The 16,022-nt window shown below is 71.7% G+C and carries 12 protein-coding genes; 10 read left to right on the top strand and 2 right to left on the bottom strand.

Annotated elements, in window-relative coordinates; all coding sequences use genetic code 11:
- Nucleotides 1-49: 49 nt before the first annotated feature.
- The 5 genes from GTY58_RS14350 (at nucleotide 50) to GTY58_RS14330 (ending at nucleotide 5,416) form a co-directional block, all read left to right on the top strand.
- A complete protein-coding gene (locus tag GTY58_RS14350) occupies nucleotides 50-625 on the top strand; it encodes a GNAT family protein (RefSeq protein WP_010984174.1) in 576 nt (191 codons plus the stop codon).
- Nucleotides 626-660: 35 nt separating this feature from the next.
- Entirely contained in the window at nucleotides 661-1,272 is a 612-nt protein-coding gene (locus GTY58_RS14345) for a hypothetical protein (RefSeq protein ID WP_010984173.1), read from the top strand.
- Nucleotides 1,273-1,473: 201 nt separating this feature from the next.
- Nucleotides 1,474-1,677 (top strand): hypothetical protein, encoded by a 204-nt coding sequence (locus GTY58_RS14340; protein WP_037649766.1) that lies wholly within the window; start codon nucleotides 1,474-1,476, stop codon nucleotides 1,675-1,677.
- Nucleotides 1,678-2,060: 383 nt separating this feature from the next.
- Nucleotides 2,061-5,147, top strand: a complete 3,087-nt coding sequence (locus GTY58_RS14335) for a helix-turn-helix transcriptional regulator (RefSeq protein ID WP_037649804.1) — start codon at nucleotides 2,061-2,063, stop codon at nucleotides 5,145-5,147.
- Between the two features lie 47 nt (nucleotides 5,148-5,194).
- The gene (locus GTY58_RS14330) at nucleotides 5,195-5,416 is read left to right on the top strand and encodes a DUF6191 domain-containing protein (RefSeq protein ID WP_137951387.1); all 222 of its coding nucleotides are present in this window, start codon (nucleotides 5,195-5,197) and stop codon (nucleotides 5,414-5,416) included.
- Between the two features lie 16 nt (nucleotides 5,417-5,432).
- Here the strand turns inward: GTY58_RS14330 and GTY58_RS14325 are convergent, their stop codons facing one another.
- Nucleotides 5,433-6,596, bottom strand: a complete 1,164-nt coding sequence (locus tag GTY58_RS14325) for a PQQ-dependent sugar dehydrogenase (protein ID WP_010984169.1) — start codon at nucleotides 6,594-6,596, stop codon at nucleotides 5,433-5,435.
- Between the two features lie 269 nt (nucleotides 6,597-6,865).
- Nucleotides 6,866-7,864 (bottom strand): aldo/keto reductase, encoded by a 999-nt coding sequence (locus tag GTY58_RS14320; protein WP_037649762.1) that lies wholly within the window; start codon nucleotides 7,862-7,864, stop codon nucleotides 6,866-6,868.
- Between the two features lie 75 nt (nucleotides 7,865-7,939).
- Between GTY58_RS14320 and GTY58_RS14315 the strand changes: the two genes are divergently transcribed.
- The 5 genes from GTY58_RS14315 to ilvC all read left to right on the top strand — a co-directional run bounded on the left by GTY58_RS14315 (nucleotide 7,940) and on the right by ilvC (nucleotide 16,001).
- Nucleotides 7,940-8,881: a 2-hydroxyacid dehydrogenase gene (locus GTY58_RS14315; RefSeq protein WP_010984167.1), complete on the top strand. Its 942-nt coding sequence runs from the start codon at nucleotides 7,940-7,942 to the stop codon at nucleotides 8,879-8,881.
- 402 nt (nucleotides 8,882-9,283) lie between these two features.
- The gene (locus tag GTY58_RS14310; RefSeq protein ID WP_042494376.1) at nucleotides 9,284-12,250 is read left to right on the top strand and encodes an EAL domain-containing protein; all 2,967 of its coding nucleotides are present in this window, start codon (nucleotides 9,284-9,286) and stop codon (nucleotides 12,248-12,250) included.
- 225 nt (nucleotides 12,251-12,475) lie between these two features.
- The gene (locus GTY58_RS14305) at nucleotides 12,476-14,332 is read left to right on the top strand and encodes an acetolactate synthase large subunit (RefSeq protein WP_037649761.1); all 1,857 of its coding nucleotides are present in this window, start codon (nucleotides 12,476-12,478) and stop codon (nucleotides 14,330-14,332) included.
- 20 nt (nucleotides 14,333-14,352) lie between these two features.
- Nucleotides 14,353-14,880: an acetolactate synthase small subunit gene (gene ilvN, locus GTY58_RS14300; protein ID WP_010984164.1), complete on the top strand. Its 528-nt coding sequence runs from the start codon at nucleotides 14,353-14,355 to the stop codon at nucleotides 14,878-14,880.
- A gap of 119 nt (nucleotides 14,881-14,999) precedes the next feature.
- A complete protein-coding gene (ilvC, locus tag GTY58_RS14295) occupies nucleotides 15,000-16,001 on the top strand; it encodes a ketol-acid reductoisomerase (protein ID WP_010984163.1) in 1,002 nt (333 codons plus the stop codon).
- The last annotated feature ends 21 nt before the right edge of the window (nucleotides 16,002-16,022 follow it).

Genomic DNA, 16,022 nt, shown 5'->3' with positions numbered 1-16,022 from the left:
TGCGCCGGCGACGCGCCGGCGGACGTACTGATGAAGGAGCGGCAGCGGGATGTACGCGATATCGCTGGGTGACGACGGCGCCGAACTGCGTCCGCTGGAACCCTGGCACGCCGAGGAGTTTCTGGCGCACCTCGACCGCGGGCGCGAGTTCATCACGCGGCACATCCCGTTCGGGGTGGGCGCGACGGACGTCGACTCCGCGCGGGCCGTCCTGCGGACCTGGGCCGACAAACGCGCCACCGACAACGGCGGCCTGCACGGACTGTGGCTGGACGGGAAGCTCGTCGGCGGCGTGCTCTTCCGCGTCTTCGACGCCGTGAACGGCACCTGTGAGGTCGGCTGCTGGCTGGAACCCGCCGGGAGCGGGCGGGGGCTCGTCACCCGCGCGATGCGGGTGCTCATCGACTGGGCGGTTGACGGGCGCGGCATCCACCGTGTGGAGTGGCGGGCGTCGTCCGCCAACGAACCGAGCATCAAGGTGGCGCGGCGACTGGGCATGAGCCGCGACGGCGTGCTTCGGGGGAACTCCGTCCACCGGGGCGTGCGCCAGGACACCGAGGTGTGGTCGGTGCTCGCGCCCGAGTGGCGGGCGGCACGCGCGCGTACCACTCACAACGATCATTAAGAAACCTCTCAGAGAGCGTCCGTACGGTGCCAGACATGGGAACCAAGACAGTTGACGAGGCCGGGGCAGAGACCGGCACCGAGGCGAAGAGCGACGAGGCAAAGGTGGACACCACCAAGGTCGAAAAGTCCACCGAGACCACCGAGGCCACCGAGGCGAAGACCGACGCCGAGGCCGCGGCCGACGAGTCCGACGAGTCCGAGGTGGCCGACGACGAGGTCGACGGCCTTCGGGGGGACACCCAGGAGGGCCCCTCCGGCGTGGGGCAGGGCGCCGGCGCCGTCGTCTCCGCCGGGCTCGGCCTCGTGTCGCTCACCGGCAGCTGGGTCGCCACCGTGGCCGCCGCGCGCGAGACCCTGGTCGGCCAGCTGGGGACCTCGTCGTCGGCGACCGTCGCCACGCAGGTCAAGGAGGTCTACGGCGATGCCTGGGCCACGACCGCGCTGATCGGCGGGCTGTTCGCGCTCGCCGCGCTGATCGTCGGCGTCGTGGTGCTCGCCCGGCCCGCGTTCGGTGCCCCCGGCAAGCCGCAGCCCGCGTGGATCAAGTCGGTCGCCTGGGGCGGCGTCGCCCTCGGTGTGATCGGTCTGCTGCTCGCGGTCGCGAAGTACACCGACATCATCCTGGGCCTGCCGTCGGCGAGTTGATCCTCCCGAGCAGGGCCGGAGCACGTACTTAGCGCGTTCTGAGGGGCCTTAGGTCCGCCGTAGGACACCCACGGCGGATCTAAGGCCCCTCGCGCGTGCAAGATGCGGAACTCTCCCGATGTGGCACACCCGCCTTGGAGACGAAAGTTGAGGCATCGCAACAAGCGAAGCCGGAAACCGACTCTTCACGAGGGACACGAGATGTTCGAGTACGAGCTCCACCAGATCCGTTCCGCCGACCTGATCCGCGAGGCGCAGAACCACCGTCTCGTCCGCGAGGCCCTCCGCCTGCGCCGCGACGCCCGCGACGCCCGCAAGGCCGCCGCCGGGGAACCCGACACGGAGGGACAGTCCACGTCCCATAGCAACCGTCCCCGCCGGCCGCGGTTCGCCCGCGCCGCGTGAACACGAGCGCGGGGGAGCCGCCGGGCGGCGCGGGCCCGGGGCTCCGAGAGGACGGCCGTACGGGGATCGGCCGACCTCGGGAGGACGGCCGTACCGGGACCGGCGGGTCCCGGGAGGACAGCCGCAGGGGGACCGGCCGTACGGGGGTCGGCCGGTCCCGGGCGGGGGCGCCGTCGGGGGACACCGCCCCGTCGATGTCGGTGCCGGCCGTCCGGGCCGCCGCCGGCATCGACGCGTCTGCCGTCGTCGGCACCGGTGGCGCGTCTGCCGTCGTCGGCATCGGCGACGCGTCCGCCGTCCTCGCCGGCCTCGGTGTCGGTGGCGCACCGGCCGTTGCCGCCCGCCCGCCGATATTCGCTGCCCCGTTGTCCGACCCCCGTGCGATGCTCGGGACCGTGGAGACCAGGTCCGTCAGTCCCGTGTTCGTCGGCCGCGCCGCAGAGTTGGGCGCACTCGCCGACGCGCTCACCCGTGCCGCCGCGGGCGAGCCGCAGGCGTTGCTGCTCGGCGGTGAGGCCGGGGTCGGCAAGACACGGCTGATCGAGGAGTTCGCCACCGCGGCCGGCCGTACCGGCGCCGTCGTGGCGGTCGGCGGCTGCGTCGAGATCGGCGCCGACGGGCTGCCGTTCGCCCCGTTCTCCACCGCCCTGCGCGCCCTGCGCAGACAGCTCCCGGACGAACTCGCCGCCGCGGCCGCGGGCCAGGAGGCGGAGCTGGCCCGCCTGCTGCCCGAGCTGGGCGAGGCCAGGCGCGGCCCCCGGGACGACGAGGAGGGAACGGCCCGCCTCTTCGAACTCACCGCCCGCCTCCTGGAGCGCCTCGCCGCCGACCGCACGGTGGTCGTCCTCCTGGAGGACCTGCACTGGGCCGACGCCTCCACCCGCCATCTCCTCGCCTACCTCTTCCGCACCCTGCGCAGCGGCCGCCTGGCCGTCGTCGCCACCTACCGCGCAGACGACATCCACCGCCGCCACCCCCTGCGCCCCCTCCTGGCCGAACTCGACCGCCTGCGCACCGTCCGCCGCATCGAACTCGCCCGTTTCAACCGCACCGAGGTCGGCCGCCAGATCGCCGGCATCCTCGCCGCGGAACCCGACCCCGCCCAGGTCGACGACATCTTCGAACGCTCCGACGGCAACGCCTTCTTCGTGGAGGAACTCGCCGTCGCCGCCCACGAGGGCTGCTGCACCGGCCTCACCGACTCCCTCCGCGACCTCCTCCTCGTACGCGTCGAGGGGCTGCCCGAGAGCTCGCAGCGGGTCGCCCGGATCGTCGCCGAGGGCGGTTCCACCGTCGAGTACCGGCTGCTGGCCGCCGTGGCCCGGCTCGCCGAGGACGACCTCATCGAGGCGCTGCGTGCCGCCGTCGGCGCCAACATCCTCATCGCCGCACCCGGCGGCGACGGCTACCGCTTCCGCCACTCCCTGGTCCGCGAGGCCGTCAGCGACGACCTGCTGCCCGGCGAGCGCTCCCGCCTCAACAGGCGTTACGCCGAGGCCCTGGAGGCCGATCCCGCACTCGTACCGGCCGACGAGCGCGCCGCTCGCCTGGCCAGCTACTGGTACCACGCCCACGACGCGGCCAAGGCGCTGCCCGCCGTCCTCGACGCCTCCGTCGAGGCCCGCTGCCGGCACGCACACGCCGAGCAACTGCGGCTCCTGGAGCGGGCGATGGAGCTGTGGGAGTTGGCCCCCGACTCGATACGGGCCGGCCTGCGCCCCGTCGACTACGCCGAGGTCTATCCGCCCTGCGGCTGCGACCCGGCCACCACCCCCCTGCGCTACCTCGACCTGATGGCCGAGGCCGCCGTCGCGGGCCGCCTGTGCGGGGAACGCGAACGCGCGCTGAAGATCACCAGGCGGGCCCTGCGCCTCCTGGAGGACGAGGACGATCACCACCCGAACTCGCCGTCCGGCTCGGGCCGTGGGGACCCCCTTCGCGCCGCCTGGTTCTGGGCCCAGCGTTCCCGGCTGGTGCAGACCACGGCCCGCGGCGACGGCTGGAAGGAGCTGGCCACCGCCCAGGAACTGGTCCGGGGCCTACCGCCCTCGGAGGTGCACGCCGAGGTGCTCGCCACCGTCGCCAACTGGTCGATGGTGCACGAGCCGGGACCCGACGCGCTCATGGCCGCCGAGCGCGCCGTGGAGTACGCGCGCATGGTGGGCGCCCGGGACATCGAGCTGAACGCGCGGCTCACCCTGGGCGGGCTCCTCGTCGAAGCGGGCGACATCGAGGCGGGGCTCACCGAGCTGCACGAGGTCAAGGAACAGGCAAAGGCGCTCGGCGACGCCGCCGTGCTGGGCCGCCTCCATGTGAACCTGCCGTCCCACCTGGAAGGCATCGGCCGCTCCCAGGAAGCCGTCCGCGTCCTCAAGGAAGGCGTCGGCCTCGCCAGGCGGCTCGGTCTGCTGGACATCGAGGCCCTGGTGTGGGGCAACCTCGCCGAATCCCTGCACTCCCTCGGTCGCTGGGACGAGGCCGGTGAAGCCGCGATCAGCTCGGAGCGCGTCGGCCAGAGCGCAAAACGCCGCGGCTTCCACGCCACGCTGCACGCCCATTTCGCCCTCTCCCGCGGCGACCTGACCGTGGCCCGCCGCCAACTGACCGCCGCCCGCGAACACTTCGGCACCCACGACACCATGCCCCAGCACGCCCTGCCGCTCGGCCGCATCGCGATCGGCGTCGCCGCGGCGGAGGGCCGCCTCCTGGATGCCCGGGCCGAACTCGCCGCCGCGCTGGACACCGGCTTCCCGCCCGGAACCCAGCGCTACGGCTGGCCGCTGCTGCTGGCCGCCGCCACCGCGGAGGCGGACGCCCTCGGCCTGCCCGGCGCCGAGCCGGGGCGTGGCGAGGTTCTCGAAGACATCCACAAGGCCGCCAAGACACTCGCCACGAACGTGCCCGTCTGGCAGGCCTACGGGCACTGGCTGCGCGCCGAGCTGCTGCGCGCCGAGGGCGCCGGGACCCCACGGGACTGGTCCGAGACGGTCACCGCCTTCGAACCGCTGGAGCGCCCCTACGACCTCGCCCGCGTCCGCCACCGCCTCGCCGAGTCCCTGCTGGCCTCCGGCGCGGACGACGACGCCCGCGCCCGCGCCACGGAACTGCTGCGCCTGGCCGGGGCGGTGGCCGACCACCTCGGCGCCCGCCCGCTCGCCGAATCGGTCGCCCTGCTCGCCCAGCGCGCCCGGCTCACCCTGTCCGGGACGACGCGGCAGAGCCCGCCCGCCGACCCGGCCGAGGCGCTCGGGCTGACCAGCCGGGAGCGCGACGTGCTGCGCCTGGTCGCCGCCGGCCGCAGCAACCGCCAGATCGCCGAGAAACTGTTCATCTCCCCCAAGACGGCGAGTGTCCACGTCTCCAACATCCTGGCCAAGCTGGGCGTCGCGGGGCGGGGGGAGGCGGCGGCGCTGGCGCATCGGATGCGGTTGTTCCCGCCCGAGGCACCCGCTGCCCCGGCGGCGGGGTGAGACATACGCTGGAACGGATCCCGGCCGAGGGAGGCCCTGTGTTCAACATGTTCGAGGAACTCTTCGCACCAGGCCGTAAGCACACCAATGACGAGAGAAAGCGCCTGGAACTCAGCCGAACGGATGTGAACGACGGCGACCCCGGAAGAGGGCCCATAGACCTGTCCTCGGGCAAGGTCGTCGTACGCCCGCCGAAGCAGCCCCCCGCGGCTCCGGAGCCGCCCGCGGCCCCGGAGCCCGCCGCCGCCCCGGAGCCCGGTGAGGACTGAGGCCCGCGAGCCTTTCCTACGTCACCTGCAGCTCCAGGATCCGGTCGTCCCCCTTCCCCGGTGTGCCCCGGCCGTCCGTCTCGCTCGTCGTCACCCACAGCTTGCCGTCGCCCGCCGGGACCACCGTGCGCAGTCGGCCGTAGGTGCCCTTCAGGAAGGCCTGGGGGGCCGCCGAGGCCTCGGTGCCCTTCAGCGGGACCCGCCACAGGCGCTGACCGCGCAGGCCCGCCATCCAGAGGGAGCCCTCGGCGTAGGCGATGCCGCTGGGGGAGGCCTCGGCGGTGTGCCACTGGGCTATCGGGTCGCGGTACTTCGCGTCGCCTGACCTGCCCTCGGCGTCCGGCCAGCCGTAGTTGCCGCCCGGCTTGATCGCGTTCAGCTCGTCCCATGTGTCCTGGCCGAACTCCGCGGCGAACAGGCGTTGTTTGTCGTCCCAGGCCAGGCCCTGGACATTGCGGTGGCCGTACGAGTACACGACCGAGTCACCGAAGGGGTTGCCGGGCGCCGGTTCGCCCTCCGGCGTCATGCGGAGGATCTTTCCGCCCAGGGACTTCTTGTCCTGGGCCAGGCCGCGGTTGCCCGACTCACCCGTGCCCGCGTAGAGCATGTTGTCCGGGCCGAACGCGATCCGGCCACCGTTGTGGATGAACCCCTTGGGGATGCCCTTGAAGACCGTGTCCGGTGCCCCCAGCTGCTCGCCCGACGGCTTGTGCTCCTCGTGCAGCAGGCGGGCGATGCGGTTGTCCGACGCCGTCGTGAAGTACGCGTAGATCATGTGGTCCGAGGCGTACGACGGGGAGAGGGCGATGCCCAGGAGGCCGCCCTCGCCGGCGGCGGAGACGCCCGGCACCGAGCCCAACTCCGTCTTCTTGCCGGTCTTCTCGTCGATCCGCGTGATCGTCCCGTCGTCCCGGGAGGTGACGAGCAGATCGCCGTCGGGCAGCGGGGCGAGGCCCCAGGGGGTCTTCAGACCCTGGGCGACCGTGCGCACCACCTTCACCGAGCCCTTCGCGGGCGGGGTTGCCTCCGCCGTCTTCCCGGAGGACGACGACCCCGGCGCCGTACGGCCCGGTGAGGTGCTCCTGTCCGCGCCCGGGGTTCCTCCGTCGCCGGAGGAACAGCCGGACGCCAGCAGGAGGGAGGCCGCGGCCAGTACGGCCGCCGCAGCTCGACGTTGCACGATCGTGGTCCCTTCGACGTGGGGCTTCTACCTGTCTTACACCGCACGCGCCTCCTGGGTTCCCGATCGCCGGCCCCGAATCCCGGAACCCACCACGGCCGGGCCCCGGCCCGCCGCGTCCGAGGCGGCCGGATCATGCCGCTCCGCACCGGGCCGGTCGCGCCCGAGGCGGCCGGATCCGAGTCCCAGGCGGCCGGCCCCCACCATTCCGTTCCGGGCCCCCGCGTCGCGGACCCGTCGGCCCCGGCACCCGGGCCGCGGACCCGCACTCAGTCCCAGGACCCCCGTGCCGCGGGCAGGGCCGCCACGTCCGCCAGGTCCCTTGCCGTCAGGCGCAGCCCGGCCGCGGTCGCGTTCTCGGCCACCCACCGTGCCCGCTTCGCCCCCGGCACCGGCACCACGTGCGGGCCCTGCGCCAGCAGCCACGCCAGCGCCACCTGCGCGGGTGTGACCTCGTCCCCGTGCCGCCGGGCGATGCGCCGAAGGCCCACCACGATCGGCTGGTTCGCGGCCATCATCTCCGCCGTGAAGCGGGGGTGCCGGGCCCGCAGGTCGTCCGGCTCGAAGCCCTCGCCGGGCGTGAGCGTGCCGGTCAGGAAGCCGTTGCCGAGCGGCATCGCGGCCAGCAGGCCGACCCCGCGCGCCGCGCACCACGGCAGCAGCGCGTCCAGTGCCTCCTTCGACCACACCGACAGCTCGGCCTCCACCGCGCTCACCGGGAACACCTGCTGCACCCGCTCCAGCTGCCGGATCGTGGCGTCGTGCAGCCGTGCCCCGGAGCGGCGGGCGGAACGCGCGCCCACCGCGCACAGCCCCAACGCCCGTACCTTCCCGGCCCGGACGAGGTCCGCCATCGCACCCCATGTCTCCTCGACCGGAATCTCCGGGTCCGCGCGGTGCAGCTGGTAGAGGTCGATCACGTCCGTCTGGAGGCGGCGCAGCGAGGCGTCGCACGCCCGCTTCACATAGCCGGGGCGCCCATTGGCCACGATGTGCTGGTCGCCCACCAGCAGGCCCACCTTGGTCGACACGAAGGCCTCGGAGCGGCGCTCCTTCAGCACCCGCCCCACCAGCAGCTCATTGGTGAACGGGCCGTACATGTCGGCGGTGTCGAGCAGCGTCACGCCCACGTCGAGCGCCCGGTGCACGGTCCGCAGCGACTCGTCGCCCCGCTGCCGCGAACCGGTGTACGCCCAGTTCATCGGCATGCATCCGAGTCCGACGGCCCCCACATCGAGCGTCGCCGCGCCGATAGTCCTGCGCTCCACGTGGCCGAACCCTCCCTCTCCTGGCACCCCAAACTAACCAATGCGGTGCCGGACGCTTCGCATAGCCTCCTGACCATGACTTCCGACGTATGGCTCCCGCTTCGCGCGGAGGAGATCGACGGCCTCCCCGAGGACCTCACCTACCGCTTCTGGGACGGCGGCAAGGAGTTCCCCGCGGACCCCGCCGACTGCGCGTTCTATGTCGTGCCCTACATGAAGGGCGCCGAGATCGCGCTGCGCCCCCTGCCGGAGATGACGTCCGTACGCGTCGTACAGACGCTCTCCGCCGGCATCGACCACATCCAGCCCGGCCTCGGACTGCTGCCCGAGGGCGTGCAGCTGTGCAACGCGCGTGGGGTGCACGACGCCAGCACCGCGGAGCTCACACTGACGCTGATCCTCGCCTCCCTCCGGGGCATCCCCGACTTCGTACGGGGACAGGACCGGGAGGAGTGGCGCTCCGGGTTCCGTCCGGCGCTCGCCGACAAGTCCGTTCTGATCGTCGGGTACGGCTCGGTCGGCAGCGCGATCGAGGACCGGCTCGCGCCGTTCGAGCTCGCGCGGGTGGCGCGCGTCGCGCGCTCGGGACGCGAGACGGCGCGCGGCCCCGTGCATCCCATCTCCCGATTGCCTGAACTTCTTTTGGACGCCGATGTGGTGGTGGTCGTCACGCCCCTCACAGAACAGACGAAAGGCCTGGTCAACGCGGACTTCCTGGCCCGGATGAAGGACGGTGCGCTGCTGGTCAACGTCGCCCGCGGGGGCGTCGTCGACACCGAGGCGCTGCTGACCGAGCTGGAGAGCGGCCGCATCCAGGCGGCACTTGACGTCACCGACCCCGAACCGCTGCCGGCGGGGCACCCGTTGTGGCATGCGCCGGGGGTGCTCATCAGCCCCCACACCGGCGGCCCCACCTCCGCGTTCCTGCCGCGCGCCAAGCGGCTCCTGGTGGCGCAGCTGAACCGTTTCGCGCGCGGAGAACCGCTGGACAACCTGGTTCTCACCACGGGTGCGTAAGTCACCTCCCGTTGGTGTCCGGTTGGCCTCCCGTCCACTTCGGGCACCCTCCGCAGTTCCCTGGATGCGGGCAGTTTCCGTTCCCCCGTTGATCGTCACGGAGCGTAGAGAAGCTATGTCCCTGAGTGACGAGACTGGTGTATCGTCCCGACAGGGGCTGCGCCGCGCACCATTCGGCGCCGGGGATGGACATTTCAGACTGCGAGGGGGGCGACGGATGATGCACGGTCCATGGACCAACGATCCGACGCGGCGGGGCGGCCGACGGCGACCCTGGTGTGCGGCGGCGCGCAGACGCGGCCTCGGTGGCCATCACCAGCGCAGGCCCGGCGGTCGCAAGCGGCACGCACAGCCGGCGCCGGACCTGCGGGACCCCGCAGCGGCCCGGGCCCGGTGGGCCCGGTGAGCTCCCCCGGGGCGCTGCTTGTCCGCCAGCCGGCACTCGGCGGCGGGACGAGCCTGGTCCCGCAACTCGTACTGGCCCTGGTGTGCGCGGGATACGCCCTCGGTTCCGCGCTCGGCTGGGGCTCCCAGAGGGTCGCACTCGTCATGGGCGACTTCGGGCTGAGCGCCGCGGCGGGTACCGCGGCGGTCTCCTGCCTCCTCTATGCGCGCACGCGTCGCAGCCGCTTCCGACTCGCATGGCTGCTGTTCGCGCTCTCCTCCGCCATGGCGTCACTGGGCAACGGGGTTTGGGGGTGGTACGAGGTGATTCTCCACCACCCCGTGCCCAGCCCCAGCTACGCCGACCTGTTCTTCCTCTGCTTCGCGCCGCCCGCCATCGTGGGGCTGCTGGTGCTCGCCAAACGGCCCGTGACCAAAGCAGGTTGGGTGTGTCTCGTCCTGGACGCCTGGCTGATCGGCGGCTCGCTGCTCACGCTCTCCTGGAGCCTCGCACTCGCCCAGGCGGCGAAGTTCGACGGGCCGAGCGTCGCGCACACGGCGCTCTCGCTCGCGTATCCACTGCTCGACATCGCCCTGGTCAGCATGGTTCTCGCCCTGCACTTCAGGCGCTCGGCGGTCAACCGCTCCGCGGTGAACACCGCGATCGGCGCGCTGGCCCTGACCGTGATGTGCGACGCCCTGTTCACCTCGCCCCTGCTGCACGACAACTACCGCTCGGGCCAGCTCCTCGACGCCGGCTGGTTCGCCGGCTCGCTGCTCCTCGCGTACGCCCCCTGGGTCGGCGTCCGGTTCGGGCAGCGGGAGAGCGGGCACGCACGCGTGGTGCACGAGCACGTGCCGGGGCCACGGCCGGCGGGCTCACGGCCTGCGGGGCCTCGCCCACCGGGCCACCCGGGCGACCGGCCGCGCGCACCCCTCCAGGACGGAGGTCACAGCCGGTATCCGGCCACCCGCCCGATCGCCGGATCGCTGGGCGCCCTCACGCCGTATCTCGCCGCCGCCGTCTGCACGCTCGGGATCCTCTACAACATGCTCAACGGCCGCAACGTCGACCGAGTGGTGCTCATCACCGCGGGCGCCGTCGTGCTCGCCCTCGTCGTGCGCCAGGGCATCATGCTGCTCGACAACATCACCCTCACCCAGGAGCTGGCCCAGAAGGAGAACCACTTCCGCTCCCTGGTGCAGGGCTCCAGCGACGTGATCATGATCGCCGCGCCCAACGGCATCCTCCGGTACGTCTCCCCGGCCGCCGCGGGCGTGTACGGGCGGCCCGCCGAGGACCTCGTCGGGACCGAGCTCGCCTCGCTCATCCACCCGGAGGACCTGCGCTGCGTGGTGCACGAGGTGCGCCGCTTCCTCGCCGCCAGCCACACCGAGGAACCCACCACCCGCATCGAGTGCCGCTTCAAGTCCGGCTACGGCGGCTGGCTGAACGTCGAGTCGACCGTCAACCGGCACCACGGCGGTCTCATCTTCAACAGCCGGGACGTGACCGAAAGGGTGCGCCTGCAAGCGCAGCTGCAGCACAACGCGGAGCACGACCCGCTCACCGACCTGCCCAACCGCGCCCTGTTCACCAAGCGCGTCCAGCAGGCGCTTTCCGGCCGCCGCACCTCCGACCGCGGCACGGCCGTCCTCTTCATCGACCTCGACGGCTTCAAGGCGGTCAACGACACGATCGGGCACCAGGCCGGCGACGAGCTCCTCGTCCAGGCCGCCCGCAGACTCCAGGACGCGGTCCGGTACGGGGACACCGCCTCGCGGCTCGGCGGCGACGAGTTCGCGGCCCTCATCGTCGGCGACGGCACCCGCGACCGCACCGCCCGCGAAGGCCACATCATGGAGCTCGCCGACCGGCTGAGGGTCACCCTCTCGCAGCCGTACGCCATCGGCGGCAACGATGTCCGGGTCGCCGCGTCCATCGGCGTGGCCTTCGCCGAGCCGGGCCTCGGCGCCGGTGACCTGCTGCGCAACGCCGACCTCGCCATGTACCGGGCCAAGGCCGCCGGCAAGGGCCGCGTCGAGCTGTACGCGCCACAGATGCAGCAGGACGTCGTACGGAAGGCGGAGCTGGCCACCCGGCTGCGCGCCGCTCTGCACGACGGCGAGTTCGCGCTGCTGCACCAGCCCGTGGTGTCGCTGGAGGACGGCCGGATCACCTCGGTCACCGCCCAGGCGCGCTGGCGTTCCTCCCAGGGCGTGCTCTTCACGCCCGCCGAGTTCCTGCGCGTGTCCGAGGACAGCGACAAGGCCGCCGAGCTGGGCCGCTGGATCCTCGAGGAGGCCGTCGAGCAGGCCGCCGAGCGCACCGCCACCGGCCTCGCCGTACCCGTCGGCGTCCGGATGAGCGCCCGCCGTCTGCTGGACCGCTCCCTGCCCCTCGGCTCCGTGGAGGCCCTGCTGACCCGGCACGGGCTCGCCTCGGGCGCCCTGGTGATCGAGCTGTCCGACACCGACCCACGGGTCTCCCTGGACGAGCTGGAGCGCAGGCTGAGCGCGCTGCGGCGGATCGGCGTCCGGATCGCCCTGGACGGCTTCGGCAGCGGCTACGCGGCCATCACGGCCCTGCGCAGGCTCCCCGTGGACGTACTGAAACTGGACCGTGGCCTCGTCGAGGGCGTGGTGGAGTCCGCGCGGCTGCACAAGATCACCAGCGGGCTGCTGCGCATCGCCAGCGACCTCGGGCTGCAGTCCGTGGCCGACGGGGTGGACCTGCCCGAGCAGGTGCTCGCTCTCCGTGCGATGGGCTGCACGCACGGGCAGGGCACGGCCTTCTCCGGCCCGCTCGACGAGTACCGGCTGCGCCGGGCCCTGGCCACCGGGCAGTACCCGGTGCCCCACGGACCGGCCGAGCCCGCCTTCGCGGGCGGGGGTGCCGGGGTGTACACGCCTGGTGTGCCGGTCGTGTTCGGTGGCGGTACGGCCCTCCGCTCACATAATGAGACTCCCGTCCCACCCACTTGACAGTCGGTGCGTGCCGGGGGGAGGGTCAATGCCATGCGCACCCGAATTCTCGTACTTGGAAAGCGCGTCGGCTGAGCTGGTGAAGTACCGGACGACCCGGAACACCCAGCGACCGCACCCGGCGCGCTCCCCTCGCTTGCCTCACGGCACGAGGGGTTTTTTGTTGCACAGGCACCAGTTCAACACCGTACAAACCTCGCAAAAACCCTCAGCATCGAGAAGAGAATGCCGATGACCGAGCAGGCCACCGGGGCCCACCATCCGCAGCCGCGGCCCCGTTCCGGAGGACAGCAGTCCGCCCCCGAGCACGTCACGGGCGCGCAGTCCCTCATCCGCTCGCTCGAGGAGGTCGGGGCGGAGACGGTATTCGGTATCCCCGGCGGCGCGATCCTCCCGGCCTACGACCCGCTGATGGACTCGAAGCGCGTGCGGCACGTGCTCGTCCGGCACGAGCAGGGCGCGGGTCACGCGGCCACCGGCTACGCGCAGGCCACCGGCAAGGTCGGCGTGTGCATGGCCACCAGCGGCCCGGGTGCCACCAACCTGGTGACCCCGATCGCCGACGCCCACATGGACTCGGTGCCGCTCGTGGCGATCACCGGGCAGGTCGCGTCCAAGGCGATCGGTACGGACGCCTTCCAGGAGGCGGACATCGTCGGTATCACCATGCCGATCACCAAGCACAACTTCCTGGTGACCAAGGCCGAGGACATCCCGCGGACGATCGCGGAGGCCTTCCACATCGCCTCCACCGGCCGTCCGGGCCCGGTCCTCGTCGACATCGCCAAGGACGCCCTCCAGGCGCAGACCACCTTCCAGTGGCCGCCCACCCCGGACCTGCCCGGCTACCGCCCGGTGACCAAGCCGCACGCCAAGCAGATCCGCGAGGCCGCCAAGCTGATCACCCAGGCCAAGCGGCCCGTCCTCTACGTCGGCGGCGGCGTCCTCAAGGCCAAGGCCACCGCCGAGCTGAAGGTCCTCGCAGAACTCACCGGAGCGCCCGTCACCACCACCCTGATGGCGCTCGGCGCATTCCCCGACAGCCACAAGCTGCACGTGGGAATGCCGGGCATGCACGGTGCGGTCACCGCCGTCACCGCGCTGCAGAAGGCCGACCTGATCGTCGCCCTCGGAGCCCGCTTCGACGACCGCGTCACCGGCAAGCTGGACAGCTTCGCCCCGTACGCCAAGATCGTGCACGCCGACATCGACCCGGCCGAGATCGGCAAGAACCGCGCCGCGGACGTGCCGATCGTCGGAGATGCCCGCGAGGTCATCGCCGACCTGGTCCAGGCCGTGCAGAAGGAGCACAGCGAGGGCCACGCCGGCGACTACACCGCCTGGTGGAAGGACCTGAACCGCTGGCGCGACACGTACCCGCTGGGCTACGAGCAGCCGGACAACGGCTCGCTGTCGCCGCAGCAGGTCATCGAGCGCATCGGGCAGCTCGCCCCGGAGGGCACGATCTTCGCGGCGGGCGTCGGCCAGCACCAGATGTGGGCCGCGCACTACGTCAAGTACGAGCAGCCCGCGACCTGGCTGAACTCCGGCGGCGCCGGAACGATGGGCTACGCGGTCCCGGCCGCGATGGGCGCCAAGGCCGGTCAGCCGGACCGTACGGTCTGGGCGATCGACGGCGACGGCTGCTTCCAGATGACCAATCAGGAGCTCACCACCTGCGCCCTGAACAACATCCCGATCAAGGTCGCCATCATCAACAACGGCGCCCTCGGGATGGTCCGCCAGTGGCAGACCCTCTTCTACAACCAGCGCTACTCCAACACCGTGCTGCACAGCGGCCCGGGCGCGGACGGAAAGCAGCCGAGCGCCGGCACCCGCGTCCCCGACTTCGTGAAGCTGTCGGAGGCCATGGGCTGCTACGCGATCCGCTGCGAGTCCCCGGACGACCTCGACAAGGTCATCGCGGAGGCGAACTCCGTCAACGACCGCCCCGTCGTGATCGACTTCATCGTCCACGAGGACGCGATGGTCTGGCCGATGGTCGCCGCAGGCACCTCCAACGACGAGGTCATGTTCGCCCGGGACGTCCGCCCCGACTTCGGCGACAACGAAGACGACTGAGAGAGAGCCGAGTCAGAACCATGAGCAAGCACACCCTCTCCGTCCTCGTCGAGAACAAGCCCGGTGTCCTCGCCCGGATCACCGCCCTGTTCTCCCGGCGCGGCTTCAACATCGACTCGCTCGCCGTCGGTGTCACCGAGCACCCCGACATCTCCCGCATCACCATCGTGGTGAACGTGATCGAGGCACTGCCGCTCGAACAGGTCACCAAACAGCTCAACAAGCTCGTCAACGTCCTGAAGATCGTCGAGCTGGAGCCGTCCGCGGCCGTGCAGCGCGAACTCGTTCTGGTGAAGGTGCGCGCCGACAACGAGACGCGCTCCCAGATCGTCGAGATCGTCCAGCTGTTCCGCGCCAAGACCGTGGACGTCTCCCCGGAGGCCGTCACCATCGAGGCCACCGGCGGCAGCGACAAGCTGGAGGCCATGCTCAAGATGCTGGAGCCGTTCGGCATCAAGGAGCTCGTCCAGTCCGGAACGATCGCGATCGGACGTGGGGCACGTTCGATCACGGACCGCTCGCTGCGCGCGCTGGACCGATCCGCGTAAGTCTGGAAACGGGCGGTCGTCAGTCGTCGGCCGCCCGCATTCCGAGACCCCGAAACTTCCCGTCACCTCACCGGCATACGGTGGGACGCATCACCTGCACACCAAGGAGAGAACCCAAAGTGGCCGAGCTGTTCTACGACGCCGACGCCGACCTGTCCATCATCCAGGGCCGCAAGGTCGCGGTCATCGGCTACGGCAGCCAGGGCCACGCCCACGCGCTGTCGCTGCGTGACTCGGGTGTCGACGTCCGCGTCGGTCTGCACGAGGGCTCCAAGTCCAAGGCGAAGGCCGAGGAGCAGGGCCTGCGCGTGGTGACGCCGTCGGAGGCCGCCGCCGAGGCCGACGTCATCATGATCCTCGTCCCGGACCCGATCCAGGCCCAGGTCTACGAGGAGTCCATCAAGGACAACCTCAAGGACGGCGACGCGCTGTTCTTCGGCCACGGCCTGAACATCCGCTTCGGCTTCATCAAGCCCCCGGCCGGCGTCGACGTGTGCATGGTCGCCCCCAAGGGCCCGGGCCACCTGGTCCGCCGCCAGTACGAGGAGGGCCGCGGCGTTCCGTGCATCGCGGCCGTCGAGCAGGACGCGACGGGCAACGGCTTCGCGCTCGCCCTCTCGTACGCGAAGGGCATCGGCGGCACCCGCGCCGGCGTCATCAAGACGACCTTCACCGAGGAGACCGAGACCGACCTGTTCGGTGAGCAGGCGGTTCTCTGCGGTGGTACGGCCGCGCTGGTCAAGGCCGGCTTCGAGACGCTGACCGAGGCGGGCTACCAGCCGGAGATCGCGTACTTCGAGTGCCTCCACGAGCTGAAGCTGATCGTCGACCTCATGTACGAGGGCGGCCTGGAGAAGATGCGCTGGTCGATCTCCGAGACCGCCGAGTGGGGCGACTACGTCACCGGCCCCCGCATCATCACGGACGCCACCAAGGCCGAGATGAAGAAGGTCCTCGCCGAGATCCAGGACGGCACGTTCGCCCAGGCCTGGATGGACGAGTACCACGGCGGTCTGAAGAAGTACAACGAGTACAAGACCCAGGACGAGAACCACCTCCTGGAGACCACCGGCAAGGAGCTGCGCAAGCTCATGAGCTGGGTGAACGACGAAGAGGCGTAAGCCCGACGGCGAGGGGCCGGA

This window comes from Streptomyces sp. SID5469 (assembly GCF_009862865.1).
Lineage (GTDB): Bacteria > Actinomycetota > Actinomycetes > Streptomycetales > Streptomycetaceae > Streptomyces > Streptomyces avermitilis.
The sequence above is the reverse complement of the archived record's forward strand: the minus strand, read 5'-3'. Positions and strand labels throughout refer to the sequence as shown.

Excerpts from the sequence above, each read along its gene's own strand:
- GTY58_RS14350 (WP_010984174.1), top strand. The coding sequence starts at position 50 with ATGTACGCGATATCGCTGGGTGACGACGGCGCCGAACTGCGTCCGCTG.
- GTY58_RS14345 (WP_010984173.1), top strand. The coding sequence starts at position 661 with ATGGGAACCAAGACAGTTGACGAGGCCGGGGCAGAGACCGGCACCGAG.
- GTY58_RS14340 (WP_037649766.1), top strand. The coding sequence starts at position 1,474 with ATGTTCGAGTACGAGCTCCACCAGATCCGTTCCGCCGACCTGATCCGC.
- GTY58_RS14335 (WP_037649804.1), top strand. The coding sequence starts at position 2,061 with ATGCTCGGGACCGTGGAGACCAGGTCCGTCAGTCCCGTGTTCGTCGGC.
- GTY58_RS14330 (WP_137951387.1), top strand. The coding sequence starts at position 5,195 with ATGTTCGAGGAACTCTTCGCACCAGGCCGTAAGCACACCAATGACGAG.
- GTY58_RS14315 (WP_010984167.1), top strand. The coding sequence starts at position 7,940 with ATGACTTCCGACGTATGGCTCCCGCTTCGCGCGGAGGAGATCGACGGC.
- GTY58_RS14305 (WP_037649761.1), top strand. The coding sequence starts at position 12,476 with ATGCCGATGACCGAGCAGGCCACCGGGGCCCACCATCCGCAGCCGCGG.
- ilvN (WP_010984164.1), top strand. The coding sequence starts at position 14,353 with ATGAGCAAGCACACCCTCTCCGTCCTCGTCGAGAACAAGCCCGGTGTC.